A 14,307-nucleotide genomic window follows, 5' to 3' on the forward strand; every position below is an offset into this window, starting at 1 on the left:
CGCGTTCCCCGGTAATCCTCGATGAACCAAGAAAAAGCCACGGAACCCTGCGTTCCGTGGCTTTTTTATCGCGATCGGCCGGTACGGCGGGCGCGGCGGACGTCCGGCGCGCGAACGCCCGCCGCGCGTCGGCGGCTACGCGACCTGCTGACGCGACTGGCCGCCCGTCGGCGAACGCCACTGCGCGAGCAGCGTGTTCCACTTCTGGCGGACGGCGCGCAGGTTGTTGTCCTTCACGTGACCGTAGCCGCGGATGCCGTCCGGCAGCGACGCGAGCTCGACCGCGAGCGGCCGGTTGCCCGCAGTCAGCTTCGCGAGCACCTCGTCGATCAGCGCTTCGTACTCGCCGATCAGCGCGCGCTCGGTGCGCCGTTCTTCGGTGCGGCCGAACGGGTCGAACGCCGTGCCGCGCAGGAACTTCGCCTTCGCGAGCAGCCGGAACGCGGACATCATCCACGGGCCGTACGCCTTCTTCACGAGATGGCCGTGCGCGTCCTTCTTCGCGAACAGCGGCGGCGCGAGATGGAATTTCAGCTTCCAGTCGCCTTCGAACTGCGCGGACAGCCGTGCGAGGAACGCCGGGTCGGACTGCAGCCGCGCGACCTCGTATTCGTCCTTGTACGCCATCAGCTTGAACAGGTTGCGCGCGACCGCTTCGGTCAGCGGCTCCTGCATCGCGTCGCCGTCGGCGAGTGCACGCTCGGCGGCGCGCACCTTGTCGACGAACGCCGCATAGCGCGCCGCGTAGCCGGCGTTCTGATACGCGGTCAGGAACTCGACGCGCTTCGCGATCAGCGCATCGACGGCCTTCTTCGTGTGCAGCGCGATCACGGTCGCGCCCTGCGCGGCACGCGGTTCGCCGGCCGCGGCCTGCTGCACGCTAGCGAGATCGTGCGCGGCGCGCCGGCCCCACTCGAATGCCGCGCGGTTCTTGTCGACCGACACGCCGTTCAGCTCGATCGCGCGCTGCAGCGACGCGAGCGTCAGCGGCAGCCAGCCCTTCTGCCATGCGTAGCCGAGCACGAACGGGTTCGTGTAGATCGCGTCGCCAAGCAGCGCGACCGCGAAGCGGTTCGCATCGACGAAATCGACCATGTCGCCGGCCGCGGTGCGGATGTCGTGCTCGGCGGACACGCCCGGGAACGCCCAGTTCGGGTTCTTGATGAACTCGGCGGTCGGCGTTTGCGCGCTGTTGACGACCACGCGCGTCGCGCCGTGCCGCATCCGCGACGTGCATTCGTCGCCGGCCGTCACGATCGCGTCGCAGCCGATTACGAGATCGGCTTCGCCCATTGCGATGCGCGTCGCGTGGATGTCGGTCGGCGTGTGCGAGATCTGCACGTGGCTCATTACCGCGCCGCCTTTCTGCGCGAGACCCGTCACGTCGAGCACGGTCACGCCCTTGTTTTCGAGGTGCGCGGCCATCCCGAGCAGCGCGCCGATCGTGACGACGCCCGTGCCGCCGACGCCGGTGACGAGGACGCCGTACGCGCGATCGATCGCCGGCAGCGCCGGCTCGGGGATCGGCGGCAGCGCGCTGCCGTCGACGGCGACGGCCTTCGGCTTCTTCAGCTGGCCGCCTTCGACCGTGACGAAGCTCGGGCAGAAGCCCTTCACGCACGAGAAGTCCTTGTTGCAGCTCGACTGGTTGATCTGGCGCTTCGTGCCGAATTCGGTTTCGAGCGGCTCGACCGACAGGCAGTTCGACTGCACCGAGCAGTCGCCGCAGCCTTCGCACACCGCGTCGTTGATCACGACGCGCTTGGCCGGATCCGGATACGCGCCGCGCTTGCGGCGGCGGCGCTTTTCGGTCGCGCAGGTCTGGTCGTAGATCAGGATCGTCGTGCCTTCGATCTCGCGCAGCTCGCGCTGCACGTCGTCGAGCTGGTCGCGGTGATGGATCGTCACGCCCGGCGCGAGCAGCGCCTTCTGGCTGTCGTACTTCTCGGGCTCGTCGGTGACGATCACGATCTTCTTCGCGCCTTCGGACGCGAGCTGGTGCGTGATCTGCGGCACGGTCAGCACGCCGTCGACCGGCTGGCCGCCCGTCATCGCGACGGCGTCGTTATACAGGATCTTGTACGTGATGTTCGCCTTCGACGAGATCGCCGCGCGGATCGCGAGCAGGCCCGAGTGGAAATAGGTGCCGTCGCCGAGGTTCGCGAACACGTGCTTTTCGTCGGTGAACGGCGCCTGGCCGATCCACGGCACGCCTTCGCCGCCCATCTGGCTGAAGGTGCTCGTGTTGCGGTCCATCCAGACGGTCATGTAGTGGCAGCCGATGCCGGCGATCGCGCGCGAGCCTTCCGGCACGTTGGTCGACGTGTTGTGCGGGCAGCCCGAGCAGAACCACGGCTTGCGCTCGGTCTGGACGTGCGGCTTCGCGAGCGCCATTTCCTTCGCGTTGATCACCGCGATGCGCGCGGCGATCCGTGCGCGCACGTCGGACGGCAGCTCGAACTTCTCGAGGCGCGTCGCGATCGCCTTCGCGATGATCGCGGGCGACAGCTCATAGTGCGCGGGCAGCAGCCAGTTGCCCATCGGCACCGACCATTCGCCGCCGGCGCCGTCCTTTTCGTCGAACTTGCCGTACACGCGCGGGCGCTGCGCGTCCGGCCAGTTGTACAGCTCTTCCTTGATCGCGTACTCGAGGATCTGGCGCTTTTCCTCGACGACCAGAATTTCGTCGAGGCCGCGCGCGAACGCCTGCGCGCCCTGTGCTTCGAGCGGCCAGACGCAGCCGACCTTGTAGAGCCGGATGCCGATCCGTGCGCAGGTTTCGTCGTCGAGGCCGAGGTCGGTCAGCGCCTGGCGCACGTCCAGATACGCCTTGCCGCCCGTCATGATGCCGAAGCGCGCGTGCGGCGAATCGATCTCGATGCGGTCGAGCTTGTTCGCGCGCACGTACGCGAGCGCCGCGTACCACTTGTAGTCGAGCAGCCGCGCTTCCTGCACGAGCGGCGGGTCCGGCCAGCGGATGTTGAGCCCGCCTTCCGGCATGACGAAGTCGGTCGGCAGCAGGATTTCGGTGCGGTGCGGGTCGATGTCGACCGACGCCGACGATTCGACGACGTCCGTCACGCATTTCAGCGCGACCCAGAGCCCCGAGTAGCGGCTCATCGCCCAGCCGTGCAGCCCGAAGTCCAGATATTCCTGTACGTTCGACGGGAACAGCACCGGCAGCCCGCAGGCCTTGAAGATGTGCTCGGACTGATGCGCGAGCGTCGAGGACTTCGCCGCATGGTCGTCGCCGGCGAGCACCAGCACACCGCCGTGCTTCGACGAGCCGGCCGAGTTCGCGTGCTTGAACACGTCGCCGGTGCGGTCGACGCCCGGGCCCTTGCCGTACCACATGCCGAACACGCCGTCGTACTTCGCGCCGGGATACAGGTTGACCTGCTGCGAGCCCCACACGGCGGTCGCGGCGAGATCTTCGTTGAGGCCGGGCTGGAAAACGATCTGATGGGCGGCCAGATGCTGCTTGGCCTTCCAGAGCGACAGGTCGAGGCCGCCGAGCGGCGAGCCGCGATAGCCGGAGATGAAGCCGGCCGTATTGAGGCCGGCGGCGCGGTCGCGTTCCTGCTGGAGCATCGGCAGGCGCACGAGCGCCTGGATGCCGCTCATGTAAGCGCGGCCGCGCTCGAGCGTGTATTTGTCGTCAAGCGTGACGGACTTTAGCGCGGCTTCGAGCGACGCGCGTTGGCCTGCGTCTAGCGGGGCATTCATTAACAGTCTCCTCCACCCAGTTTGGGATCACCAAAACTTCGAGTGCGTCGGCGTCTTGTGAACGCGTCGGCAGTGGCCGGCATATTGGCCGGTTTTAAGTGATGGTAGCACTGGGATAAACCCGCCGCCCATCCGCGATACTGCCGCACTGCATCAACGGGCGAGGGCCGGCGCACCCGTTACAGCATGTAAAAGCATGTAAAGCTGGCCCCATCTTCGCGCAAACGCCGTTAATCTTGTCGGCCTGCCGGAGGTGCCCGGTCGCGTCGACACGCTGTCGAGGCACGGGGAGGCGCCGGCAGTCTTAAAAGGAGGTGCAATGAACACGCGTCATATCCAGAGTTTCCTGATCGTGTCGGCCGCGTTTTTCGCGATGACCGGCCCGGTGCGCGCGCAAGGCGCGAGCGCACTGGCGGCAGCCGGCGCGCAGATGCGTCAGACCGCGTCGGCGCAGAACGCCGATGCGCAGCCGGCCGTCGCGCGCGCCGCGGCGTCGAAGGCGAGCGTGCGTTGATGCGATCGCGCGGCAGCGCGCCGCGCCGAAAACGAACAAAGGGCGGGAATCGTGCGATTCCCGCCCTTTTTGTTTGTGCGGCCGGGCCGGACGGCGGCGTGCGGCCGCGCGCACGGGCCCGTTCCGTCAGGCCTGGCGTCAGGCCTTGTCCTGCACGACGCCGCGGCGGATCTGATCGAGCTCGATCGATTCGAACAGCGCCTTGAAGTTGCCTTCGCCGAAGCCCTGATTGCCCTTGCGCTGGATGATCTCGAAGAAGATCGGCCCGATCTGGTTTTCGGTGAAGATCTGCAGCAGCAGATCGTCGCGTGCGCCGTCGATCAGGATCTTGCGCTTCTTCAGCTCTTCCAGCGATTCGCCGTGGTTCGGCACGCGGCGATCGACCAGTTCGTAATAGGTGTCGATCGTGTCGAGCAGTTTCACTTCCTTGCTGCGCAGGCCGTCGACCGCCCCATAGATGTCGTTGGTGCCGAGCGCGATATGCTGAATGCCTTCGCCGTGGTACGCGTCCAGGTATTCCTGGATCTGGCCGGCCGTGTCCGAGCCTTCCTCGTTGATCGGGATGCGGATCTTGCCGCACGGCGACGTCATCGCCTTCGACTTCACGCCCGTCACCTTGCCTTCGATGTCGAAGTAGCGCACTTCGCGGAAGTTGAACAGGCGTTCGTAGAACTCTGCCCATTCCTGCATGCGGCCGCGATGCACGTTGTGCGTCAGGTGGTCGATGTACGTGAGCCCGTGGCCGACCGGGTTCGGCTCCGCGCCGGGGATCGGCTCGAAGTCGACGTCGTAGATGCTGATGTCGCCGATCGCGCCCGGCTGCGCGCCGTTCTTGCCGCGCCAGCGGTCGACGAAGTAGATCAGCGAATCGCCGATGCCCTTGATCGCCGGGATGTTCAGCTCCATCGGGCCGGTCTTGTTGTCGAAGCCCCATGCGCCGAGTTCGAGCGCGCGCTTGTACGCCTTCGCGGCGTCCTGCACGCGAAACGCGATCGCGCAGATCGACGGGCCGTGCAGCCGCGCGAAGCGCTGCGCGAACGAGTCGGGCTCGGCGTTGATGATGAAGTTGATGTCGCCCTGGCGGTAGACCGTCACGTCCTTGTGGCGGTGACGCGCGATCGCGGTGAAGCCCATCCGTTCGAACAGTTGTCCGAGCGCCTTCGGGTCCGGTGCCGTGTATTCGATGAATTCGAAGCCGTCGGTGCCGACGGGGTTGTCCCAGGTGGGGATCTGCATGCGTGTCTCCTGAGTCGGCCGCGGCGATGCGGAGCGCCGTCGGTCCTGTGTCGAGGGTGGTGCGCGCCGACGGCGCGCGAAACGATCGAGTACGTGCGACAAAGTGTAGCGGGCCGCGTGGAGCGTAAACTTGCGAACTTGGTCGCGCGATCCTACGATGGCGCATTTTCCAGTCTCGAAACGACTTTCGGAGGGCAGAAGATGGCGCAGGTCGAATTGGACGCGATCGACCGGCGGATCCTCGCGATTCTTCAGGAGAACGGGCGCCTGTCGAACCAGGAGATCGCCGAACGCGTGAACCTGTCGCCGAGCCCGTGTCTGCGGCGAATCCGCCGCCTCGAGGAGATCGGCGTGATCACGGGCTACGTCGCGCTGCTCGACCCGCAGAAGCTCGGGCTCGATCTGCTCGCGTACGTGAGCGTGCGGCTCGAGAAGCGCGGCGGCGTCGTGCCGGTGCGCGCGGACGAAACGGCGGCGCGCGCGGGCGCGACGCACGCGGAGCTGTTCCGCGCGGCCGTGCAGGCCTGGCCGGAAGTCGTCGCGTGCCACGCGATGACGGGCGATATGGATTATCTGCTGCGCGTGCAGGTGGAGGACATGGCGCATTTCTCCCGCTTCGTGCAGGAGCAGTTGCTGCACCATCCGTCGGTGATCGACGTGAAAACGAGCTTTTCGCTCGAATGCTTCAAGGAGACGACGGCGCTGCCGATCCGGTCGATGCGCTAGCGCCGATGGGAAGGCGGGAGGGGAAGCGAGAACCGCCGGGCGCAAGCGACGCGCCGCGGCGGAGTACCGGCGTTACGCGCTGAGCGCAGCGGGCATCAGCGACTCGATGAACTTCGACGCCCGGTGCGCCTGGCGCTTCATCGCATAGTCGAACACGGCCGCCTGTTCCTGCAGCATCTCGGCGAGGATCGTCGAGTGGTCGGCCGGCGGCAGCGACAGATACGCGTCGGCTTCGCCGTACGCATGCTCGATGCGCATCCCGGACTTCTTGGCGATGTGCATCATCGTCGCGTTGCGCGACAGGCAGTGCATGTAGAGCGTCGTCACGCGCGTGTTGCGGCTGCGGATCGCCGCGCGCTCGAACAGCTTCGTGCCGACGCCGCGGCCGCGCGCGCGTTCGAGCACCGACACGCCGAATTCGGCCGTCCGCTTGTCGCCTTCGGCCGGCAGATAGGCGAGGTGACCGACGCCGATCAGCTCGAGATCATGGTCGAACACGCCGAACACGGTATCGCGGCCGAAGTCGATCGTGCGCACGTAGTTTTCGATCACGTGGTCGGGCACCATCTGGCCGAAGCGCAGCAGGCGGTCGTCCTCGTTCAGCGACAGAAAATGGGTGAGCATCTGCTCACGGTCTTTGGAAGCCAGTTCCCTGACGAGAACCGGCGCATTACCGGCGGTGCCGACGACATCGGCCGAGCCGTGGAATTGCGTGTTCATCGTGGGTTCCTCAATGGTGACCGTACAGCGGGTTGTGCAATGCAGCAGCATTTTACCCGAGTGTTTGGGTCAGGATTGGGGAAAACCCGTATATTCTGTCGAGGGTGAATTCTAAATGCGCTTAGTTCATAACATAAGCCACTGATTTTAAACGCATTAAAAATTCATCATATGAAATGCCGAGAGGGCGGTGTGGCTGTGCACACCGCGCAACGGATGCTGCCCTGCGACATCACGCGGCCGACGACAGCCCGCGCTCGATCATGTCGATCACCTGTTCGGCGAAGTCGCGGTAGCCGAGGCGGCCGCCCGGCTTCAGCCACGTGAACGTCCAATTGATCATTCCGAACACCATCATCGTTACCGACGTCTGGTTTTCCTTCGAGATGCGGTCCGGGTAGGCGCGCGCGAGTTGCCGCGCGAAGGCCGCGACGATGTCGCGCTGGCGGTCGAGCACGATTTCGCGCTGCGCATCCTCGAGGTACTTCACGTCGTTGAGCAGCGCGACGTGCCGGCTGTGCGACGTCTCGTATTCGGCCAGGAACGCGCGCACCAGCTCGGCGAACGCCTCGCGCTCGCTGAGCCCGCGCCGCTGACTCGTCCCTTCGACTTCCGCGATGATCAGCATCAGCCGCTTCGTGTAGCGGTCGAGCAGGTCGAACAGGATCGCTTCCTTGCTCTCGTAATAGTGATAGAGGCGTGCCTTCGACGTGCCGCTCGCGGTCGCGAGATCGGACATCGACGTGCTCGGGTAGCTCGTCTGCGCGAACTTTTCGGCGGCGAGATCGAGGATCTGCTCGCGCTGGGATTCGTGGTCGGGCGCTCGGGTACGGGCCATGGTCGAATGCGGAAGATTAGCGGGATGCGTTTACCGCGCGGGCGGCGCGCACGTGCGTGAAGGAGAGGGCGGCGGGCGCATCGTCCTGCAGCTCGAGCCGGCCGGCCGCGGCCAGTTCGCGGCAGCGCCACCACGCGACGGCGTCGCTGACGAACAGTCCGCCGCGATCGGCCTCGGCCATGATGCGGCCGACGAGCTGCCGCGCCGGCTGCCAGTCGGTGCTCGCGCGCGCGACGATCAGCGCGTCGAGGTCCGCATAGTGGCCGCTCTTGATCGTGTTGCTGATCCAGTAGCGCAGCTCGGCGTTCAGGTGTTTGGCCTCCTGCCATTCGAGCGCGAGCCGGCCGATCCGCAAGACCGAGATCGGCGCGGCGGCAGGCCGCCGCTTGCCGAGTTGCGCCGGCGAGAACATGCCCGTCGAACAGGCGTGGTCCGCCCGTGCGAGTGCGGCGCGCTGCGTCGCGTCGAGGTCGGCGGCAGACAGCCGCACTTCGTTCAGCCGTTGCGGGACACTGCGCAGGTGATAGGCGACGCGGCGCAGCAGCAGCTTGTCGCCGACGCATGGCGCGTGCCACACGACGACCTGGCCGGTGTCCGTGGCCAGCTGGTCGAGTCGCGCGAATTCGCCTTCGATCTCCGCTTTCCAGTCGGGGATCTGGTCGCCGAGCACACGTTGCCAGAACGCGGCGCGCACGTCCGGCGTCTCGTCGGCACCCTTCAACGGGCCGACGCCGAGGTCGTCGAGCAACCCGACGACGCGCTCGTCGCGTCCGGCTGCCGCGAGCGCTTCGCGCAGCGACGCGGCGGCGGTGCCGCCCTGAATCACGTGAATGGTACTCATCGGCCTGTCGTCAACAAAAGAAAACCGCCGGCCGGGCGGACGCTGCAAGCTGTCCGACCGGCCGGCGGCCCCTAGTGTAAGCGAGATGTGTGACGACGAGAAACCGGCGCCGCGTCTCGACGCGCGGCCGATCAACGCTCGTCGAAGCTCACCACGATCCTGTCGCTGACCGGATGGCACTGGCACGTCAGCACGAAGCCGTCGTTCACCTCGTGCTCCTCGAGCGTGTAGTTCTTCTCCATCCGTACTTCGCCTTCGAGCACCTTCGCGCGGCACGTGCAGCACACGCCGCCCTTGCACGCGTACGGCAGTGCGAGGCCGGCGCGCAGGCCGACGTCGAGCAGGCTCACGCCTTCGTATGGCAGACGCAGCTTGCGCTTCTTGCCGTCGAGCACGATCTCGAGATCGGCGGCCGGCGTCTGTTCGGTGATCTCGACGACCGGCACGCCCGCCTGCGGCAGCGGCGTGCCGAAGCGCTCGACGTGCACCTTCGCGGGCGGCACGCCGGCCGCCTTCAGCGCGGCTTCGGCCGCATCCATCATCGGTGCCGGGCCGCAGATGAACGCTTCGTCGATCGAATCGGCCGGCACCAGCGTGTCGAGGAACGCCGCGCACTTCGCCTGGTCGAGCACGCCGTTGAACAGCTCGACGTCCTGCAGATCGTCGGACAGCACGTGATAGAGGACGAAGCGGTTCATGTAGCGGTTCTTCAGATCCTCGAGCTCTTCCGCGAACATGATCGCGTCGACGCTACGGTTGCCGTAGATCAGCGTGAACGTGCTGCGCGGCTCGAGTTCGAGCGTCGTCTTCACGATCGCGAGCACCGGCGTGATGCCCGAGCCGCCCGAGAACGCGACGTACTGCTTGCCATGATCGGCGTTCAGATGCGTGAAGAAGCGGCCGTCCGGCGTCATCACGTCGATCGTGTGGCCGGGCTTCAGCGTGTCGAACGCGAAGTTCGAGAAGCGGCCGCCGCGCACGCGCTTGATGCCGATGCGCAGCTCGCCGTCGCGATCGTAGTCGGTCGTGCCCACGCAGATCGAATACGAGCGGCGCGTCTCCTCGCCGTCGATATGCGTCTTCAGCGTGACGAACTGGCCCTGCGTGAAGCGGTACGCGTCGCGCAGCTCCGGCGGCACCTCGAAGGAGACGGTCACGGCGTCGGCGGTCTCGGGCCGCACGTCGCGGATACGCAGCGGATGAAATTGCGGGGTCGCCATATCAGTAAGGTTTGAAGTAGTCGAAGGGTTCGCGGCAGTCGACGCAGCGGTACAGCGCCTTGCAGGCCGTCGACGCGAACTGCGCGAGACGCTCGGTGTTCGCGGAACCGCAGCGCGGGCAAACCGGCGCCGCGACCGGCCGCGGCACGAAGCGCACGACGTTTTCGCGCGGCGCGGCGCTGCCGCACTGGCCGACGGGCGGCGCGATGCCGTAGGCGCGCAGCTTCTCGCGCGCGTCCTGCGTGATCCAGTCGGTCGTCCACGCGGGCGCGAGCACCGTCTCGATCCGGTGCGGCGGCAGGCCGGCGCCCTGCAGCGCGGCCGCGATGTCTTCGGCGATCTGCGACATCGCCGGGCAGCCCGAGTAGGTCGGCGTGATCACGACTTCGAGCGTGCCGTCTGCGGCGCGGCGCACGTCGCGCAGGATGCCGAGCTCGCGGATCGACACGACCGGAATCTCCGGATCGGGTACGGCTTCGAGCACGGCCCACGCGCGCGCGAGCAGCGGATCGGCGTGGTGCGCGCCGGGCGCGGCGTGCGTGGGGGCGGCGGTCTCGATGGACATGCGTCGGCTCCGTCGTCGCGGGTTACCAGGTCGCGCCCGGATGCTGGCGCGCGAGGCTCTGCATTTCGGCGAGCAGGTAACCCATATGTTCCGAGTGTTCGCCCTGCTTGCCGGTCGGCACGTGCTGCACGGGCGCGGGCAGCGCGAGCGTCGCTTCCGCCAGTGCGGCTTCGACGTCGGCGCGCCACGCGGGTTCGAGCGACGCCGGCGCGGGCCCGATGCCCTGCGCGGCGACCGCCGCGTCGATCGCGTCGGCCGCGAAGAATTCACGCGTGTACGGCATCAGGTAGTCGAGCGCGGCCTGTGCGCGGCGATGCGATTCGTCGGTGCCGTCGCCGAAGCGCACGAGCCATTCGCGCGCGTGCTGCACGTGATAGCGCGTTTCCTTCACCGACTTCGCGGCGATCGCGGCGAGCTGCGCGTCGGTCGACGTTTCGAGCGCGCTCCATACGTGCAGCATCAGCGTCGCGTAGAGGAAATTGCGTACGATCGTCACCGCGTAGTCCTTGTCGGCGTGCGCGGTGCCGGCGAGCGGTCCGTAGTGCGGCAGCTCGGCCAGCGTGAAGTTCGCGAACTCGCGTTCGGTGCGGAAGTAGGCGTAGTCGTCCTCGGTTTTCGTCGCGCCGTTCAGCTGGCGTTCGAGTTCGGCCGCGTGCGTGTACAGCATGCGCGCCTGGCCGATCAGGTCGAGGCTCATGTTGGTGAGCGCGATGTCTTCCTCGAGGACCGGGCCGTGACCGCACCACTCGGCGTTGCGCTGACCGAGGATCAGCGCGTTGTCCGCGAGGCGCAGCACGTAGGAAAGGTGTTCGGGCGTGATCGTCATGGCGCGCGTTACATATGGTTGACTTCGTCGGGCAGCGTGTAGAACGTCGGATGGCGATAGATCTTGTCGCCGGCCGGTTCGAACATTTCGGCCTTCTCGTTCGGATCCGATGCGGTGATCGCCGACGACGGCACCACCCAGATGCTCACGCCTTCCTGGCGGCGCGTGTAGACGTCGCGCGCCATGCGCAGCGCCATCGTCGCGTCGGCCGCGTGCAGGCTGCCGCAGTGCTTGTGGTCGAGGCCCTGCTTGCTGCGCACGAACACTTCCCAGATCGGCCATTCCTTGTTCATCTTTCTCTCCTGCGGGCCGGCTTCGCGCGCGCGGCGCGAGCCGGTCCGATGCAATGCTGTGTTGAATTCGATCGGCGGCCGGCACGCACGGTGCCGGCGCGTGCCGCTTATGCCGCGTGCTGTTCGGCGCGCGCGCGGCGTTTCGCTTCGTACGCGAGCGCGGCTTCGCGGACCCACGCGCCGTCTTCGTGCGCCTTCACGCGCGTTGCGAGGCGTTCCTTGTTGCACGGGCCGTCGCCGTTGACGACGCGCCAGAATTCGTCCCAGTCGATCGCGCCGTAGTCGTAGTGGCCGCGCGCCTCGTTCCATTTCAGGTCCGGGTCGGGCAGCGTGACGCCGAGCACCTTCGCCTGCTCGACCGTCGCGTCGACGAACTTCTGCCGCAGATCGTCATTCGAGATCCGCTTGATGCCCCATTTCGCGGACTGATGGCTGTGGACCGAATCGGCGTCGCTCGGGCCGAACATCATCAGCACCGGCCACCACCACCGGTTCACGGCCTGCTGGACCATTGCGCGCTGCGCGTCGGTGCCCTTCATCATCGTCAGCAGCGCATCGAAGCCCTGGCGCTGATGGAACGACTCCTCCTTGCAGACGCGGATCATCGCGCGCGCATACGGGCCGTACGTGCAGCGACACAGCGGCACCTGGTTCATGATCGCGGCGCCGTCGACGAGCCAGCCGATCACGCCGACGTCGGCCCAGGTCGGCGTCGGGTAGTTGAAGATGCTCGAATATTTGGCCTTGCCCGCATGCAGCGCGTCGATCAGCGACTCGCGCGAGACGCCGAGCGTTTCGACCGCGCTATACAGATAGAGGCCGTGGCCCGCTTCGTCCTGCACCTTGGCAAGCAGGATCGCCTTGCGCTTCAGGCTCGGCGCGCGCGTGATCCAGTTGCCTTCCGGCAGCATGCCGACTACTTCCGAGTGCGCATGCTGCGAGATCTGGCGGATCAGCGTCTTCCGATAGGCGTCCGGCATCCAGTCCTGCGGTTCGATCTTGCCGTCCGCGGCCATCACCGCGTCGAACCGCGCCTGCTCGGGCGACTCGGCTGCGGCGTCGAGCGGCGCGACGTTGCCGGGAATGTCGAGGGATTGCGTGTACATGGCGAGCGCTCTCGTCCGGTTGAATGTGTGCGAAGTATAAACCAACCGACCGGTCGGTTAATAAATTTGTTGTGGAAATTCGGCGAGGTGCGGGTAAACCACGGGCGTCAGGGTGCGATCGCATGGCGGCGCGCGATCGGTCGCGCTTCTTCTGCGGCACAATGCCCGCTTTCCGATGAGGATTTGCCGATGTCATTCCGAAGCAGTCTGGCGGCGACCGTGCTGGGTGCCTCCGTTCTTCTTTCGCCGTTCGCCGTCTGCGCGGCGCCCGCCGGCTGGGTGGCCGCGTGGGCGACCGCGCTGCAGCCGATTCCCGAGCTGGCCTCGCCGCCGCCGTTGTACCGAGCACCGGACGTCGCGGGGCGAACCGTCCGCCAAATCGTCTATCCGACCGCATCGGGCCGCGCGGCGCGTATTCGCGTGAGCAATGCGTATGGCCGCGCGCCGCTGGTGATCGAGGCGGCGAGCCTCGGCCGTGCCGGCGAAGGCGCGGCGCTCGCGGACGGTGCGGCCGCGCCGGTCCGGTTCGGCGGCAAGGCCTCGGTGACGCTCGCGCCGGGGCAGGAGCTCGACAGCGATCCGGTCGCGCTGGACGTCGTGGCCGGTCGGCCCTATGCGATCAGCTTCTATATGGGACCGAAGCAGCGGATGACGGTTTGGCACCGCGTGTCGAACCAACTGAATTACGTGTCCGGTCCAGGCGACCATGTGAACGATGCCGGCGCCGCGGCGTTTCGCACGCGGTTTACGCAGTACGCGTGGGTGACGGAGCTGGCGGTTGAGGCGGGCGGTGCGCATGCGAGCGTCGCGGCGATCGGTGATTCGATTACCGACGGCTTGCGGTCGAGCCTGAATCGGAACCGCCGTTGGCCGGACGCGTTCGCGCGCCGGCTGGCGGACACCGGTACGACGTCGGTCGGCGTCGTGAACCTCGGGATCAGCGGCAACCGGCTGCTCAGCGATTCGCCATGCTACGGCGTGGCGCTGGCGTCGCGATTCGAGCGCGATGCGCTGTCGCGCGCCGGCGTGAAGGCGGCAATCGTGCTGATCGGGATCAACGACATCAATTTCGCGGCGATGCCGCCGCGCGCGGGGCTCGATTGCGACGATCCGCACACGCAGGTCACGGCCGCGGCGCTGGTCGACGGCTATCGCCGATTGATCGACGCGGCGCATCGGCGCGGCGTAAAGGTGTTCGGCGCGACGTTGACGCCCGCCGACTTGCCGCCGGCGCGCGAGGCGATCCGTTTGGAGGTAAACCGATGGATCCGGAGCGGCGGCGCGTTCGACGGCGTCGTCGACTTCGACGCGGCGTTGCGCGACCCGGCGCGTCCGAGCGTGCTGCAGCACCGGTACGACAGCGGCGACGGGATTCATCCGAGCGACGCCGGCTACGCGGCGATGGCCGAGGCGGTGCCGCTGGAGCGGTTGAAGGCGATTGCGGCTGGCGAGTAGCGCGCTCCTGTATATATGGGACACGAGGCGGCGCAATGCCGACCAGACTCGGTGCCGAATCTTAAGCTCGAGCGCGCGGCCGGAGGACGCGGCCCCGCGCTCCTGTTTGCGAGTTCGCCGAACCCGTGCGTCGTTGCCCCGAAGCCACCGTGCGCGGCAGCGCACGGAGGCTTTTAAAAATATTTTCACAAACCGCTTGCGCGTTGGGCGTGGGCTGCATAGAATCACGCCTCTTTCGCGC

The 14,307-nt window shown here is 67.0% G+C and carries 13 protein-coding genes; 3 read left to right on the plus strand and 10 right to left on the minus strand.

What is annotated here, in order from left to right:
• Positions 1 to 135 precede the first annotated feature (135 nt).
• Complete coding sequence (locus tag HMPREF3115_RS10510; protein ID WP_035953128.1) at positions 136 to 3,726, minus strand: indolepyruvate ferredoxin oxidoreductase family protein; 3,591 nt, start codon at positions 3,724 to 3,726, stop codon at positions 136 to 138.
• Between the two features lie 319 nt (positions 3,727 to 4,045).
• On the opposite strand from HMPREF3115_RS10510, the gene HMPREF3115_RS10515 reads away from it, so the two are divergent.
• A complete protein-coding gene (locus HMPREF3115_RS10515; protein ID WP_006401308.1) occupies positions 4,046 to 4,240 on the plus strand; it encodes a hypothetical protein in 195 nt (64 codons plus the stop codon).
• Between the two features lie 138 nt (positions 4,241 to 4,378).
• On the opposite strand, the gene hppD is transcribed toward HMPREF3115_RS10515, so the two are convergent.
• Positions 4,379 to 5,476: a 4-hydroxyphenylpyruvate dioxygenase gene (hppD, locus tag HMPREF3115_RS10520; protein WP_006401307.1), complete on the minus strand. Its 1,098-nt coding sequence runs from the start codon at positions 5,474 to 5,476 to the stop codon at positions 4,379 to 4,381.
• A gap of 201 nt (positions 5,477 to 5,677) precedes the next feature.
• On the opposite strand from hppD, the gene HMPREF3115_RS10525 reads away from it, so the two are divergent.
• Complete coding sequence (locus HMPREF3115_RS10525) at positions 5,678 to 6,202, plus strand: Lrp/AsnC family transcriptional regulator (protein ID WP_006401306.1); 525 nt, start codon at positions 5,678 to 5,680, stop codon at positions 6,200 to 6,202.
• A 72-nt stretch (positions 6,203 to 6,274) separates the two neighbouring features.
• Here HMPREF3115_RS10525 and HMPREF3115_RS10530 read toward each other — a convergent pair whose 3' ends face one another.
• From HMPREF3115_RS10530 to paaA, 8 genes are all read right to left on the minus strand, one after another.
• Positions 6,275 to 6,922, minus strand: coding sequence for a GNAT family N-acetyltransferase (locus HMPREF3115_RS10530; RefSeq protein WP_070554343.1), 648 nt, complete (start codon positions 6,920 to 6,922; stop codon positions 6,275 to 6,277).
• 232 nt (positions 6,923 to 7,154) lie between these two features.
• Positions 7,155 to 7,760 carry a TetR/AcrR family transcriptional regulator gene (locus HMPREF3115_RS10535; protein WP_006401304.1) on the minus strand — a complete coding sequence of 202 codons (606 nt, stop codon included), beginning with the start codon at positions 7,758 to 7,760 and terminating at the stop codon, positions 7,155 to 7,157.
• A gap of 16 nt (positions 7,761 to 7,776) precedes the next feature.
• Positions 7,777 to 8,601 carry a DUF1835 domain-containing protein gene (locus tag HMPREF3115_RS10540; protein WP_053296721.1) on the minus strand — a complete coding sequence of 275 codons (825 nt, stop codon included), beginning with the start codon at positions 8,599 to 8,601 and terminating at the stop codon, positions 7,777 to 7,779.
• Between the two features lie 131 nt (positions 8,602 to 8,732).
• Positions 8,733 to 9,821, minus strand: coding sequence for a 1,2-phenylacetyl-CoA epoxidase subunit PaaE (paaE, locus tag HMPREF3115_RS10545; protein WP_006408270.1), 1,089 nt, complete (start codon positions 9,819 to 9,821; stop codon positions 8,733 to 8,735).
• 1 nt (position 9,822) lies between these two features.
• Complete coding sequence (gene paaD, locus HMPREF3115_RS10550; protein WP_070554345.1) at positions 9,823 to 10,386, minus strand: 1,2-phenylacetyl-CoA epoxidase subunit PaaD; 564 nt, start codon at positions 10,384 to 10,386, stop codon at positions 9,823 to 9,825.
• A 22-nt stretch (positions 10,387 to 10,408) separates the two neighbouring features.
• A complete protein-coding gene (gene paaC / locus HMPREF3115_RS10555) occupies positions 10,409 to 11,212 on the minus strand; it encodes a 1,2-phenylacetyl-CoA epoxidase subunit PaaC (protein ID WP_006412618.1) in 804 nt (267 codons plus the stop codon).
• Positions 11,213 to 11,220: 8 nt separating this feature from the next.
• Entirely contained in the window at positions 11,221 to 11,505 is a 285-nt protein-coding gene (gene paaB, locus HMPREF3115_RS10560) for a 1,2-phenylacetyl-CoA epoxidase subunit PaaB (protein ID WP_006401299.1), read from the minus strand.
• Between the two features lie 107 nt (positions 11,506 to 11,612).
• Positions 11,613 to 12,611 (minus strand): 1,2-phenylacetyl-CoA epoxidase subunit PaaA, encoded by a 999-nt coding sequence (paaA, locus tag HMPREF3115_RS10565; protein WP_006401298.1) that lies wholly within the window; start codon positions 12,609 to 12,611, stop codon positions 11,613 to 11,615.
• Positions 12,612 to 12,800: 189 nt separating this feature from the next.
• Between paaA and HMPREF3115_RS10570 the strand changes: the two genes are divergently transcribed.
• Positions 12,801 to 14,066: an SGNH/GDSL hydrolase family protein gene (locus tag HMPREF3115_RS10570; protein ID WP_070554346.1), complete on the plus strand. Its 1,266-nt coding sequence runs from the start codon at positions 12,801 to 12,803 to the stop codon at positions 14,064 to 14,066.
• The last annotated feature ends 241 nt before the right edge of the window (positions 14,067 to 14,307 follow it).

Origin of the sequence: Burkholderia sp. HMSC10F09 (assembly GCF_001806955.1) — a bacterium.
In the GTDB taxonomy this organism is placed as follows: domain Bacteria; phylum Pseudomonadota; class Gammaproteobacteria; order Burkholderiales; family Burkholderiaceae; genus Burkholderia; species Burkholderia multivorans.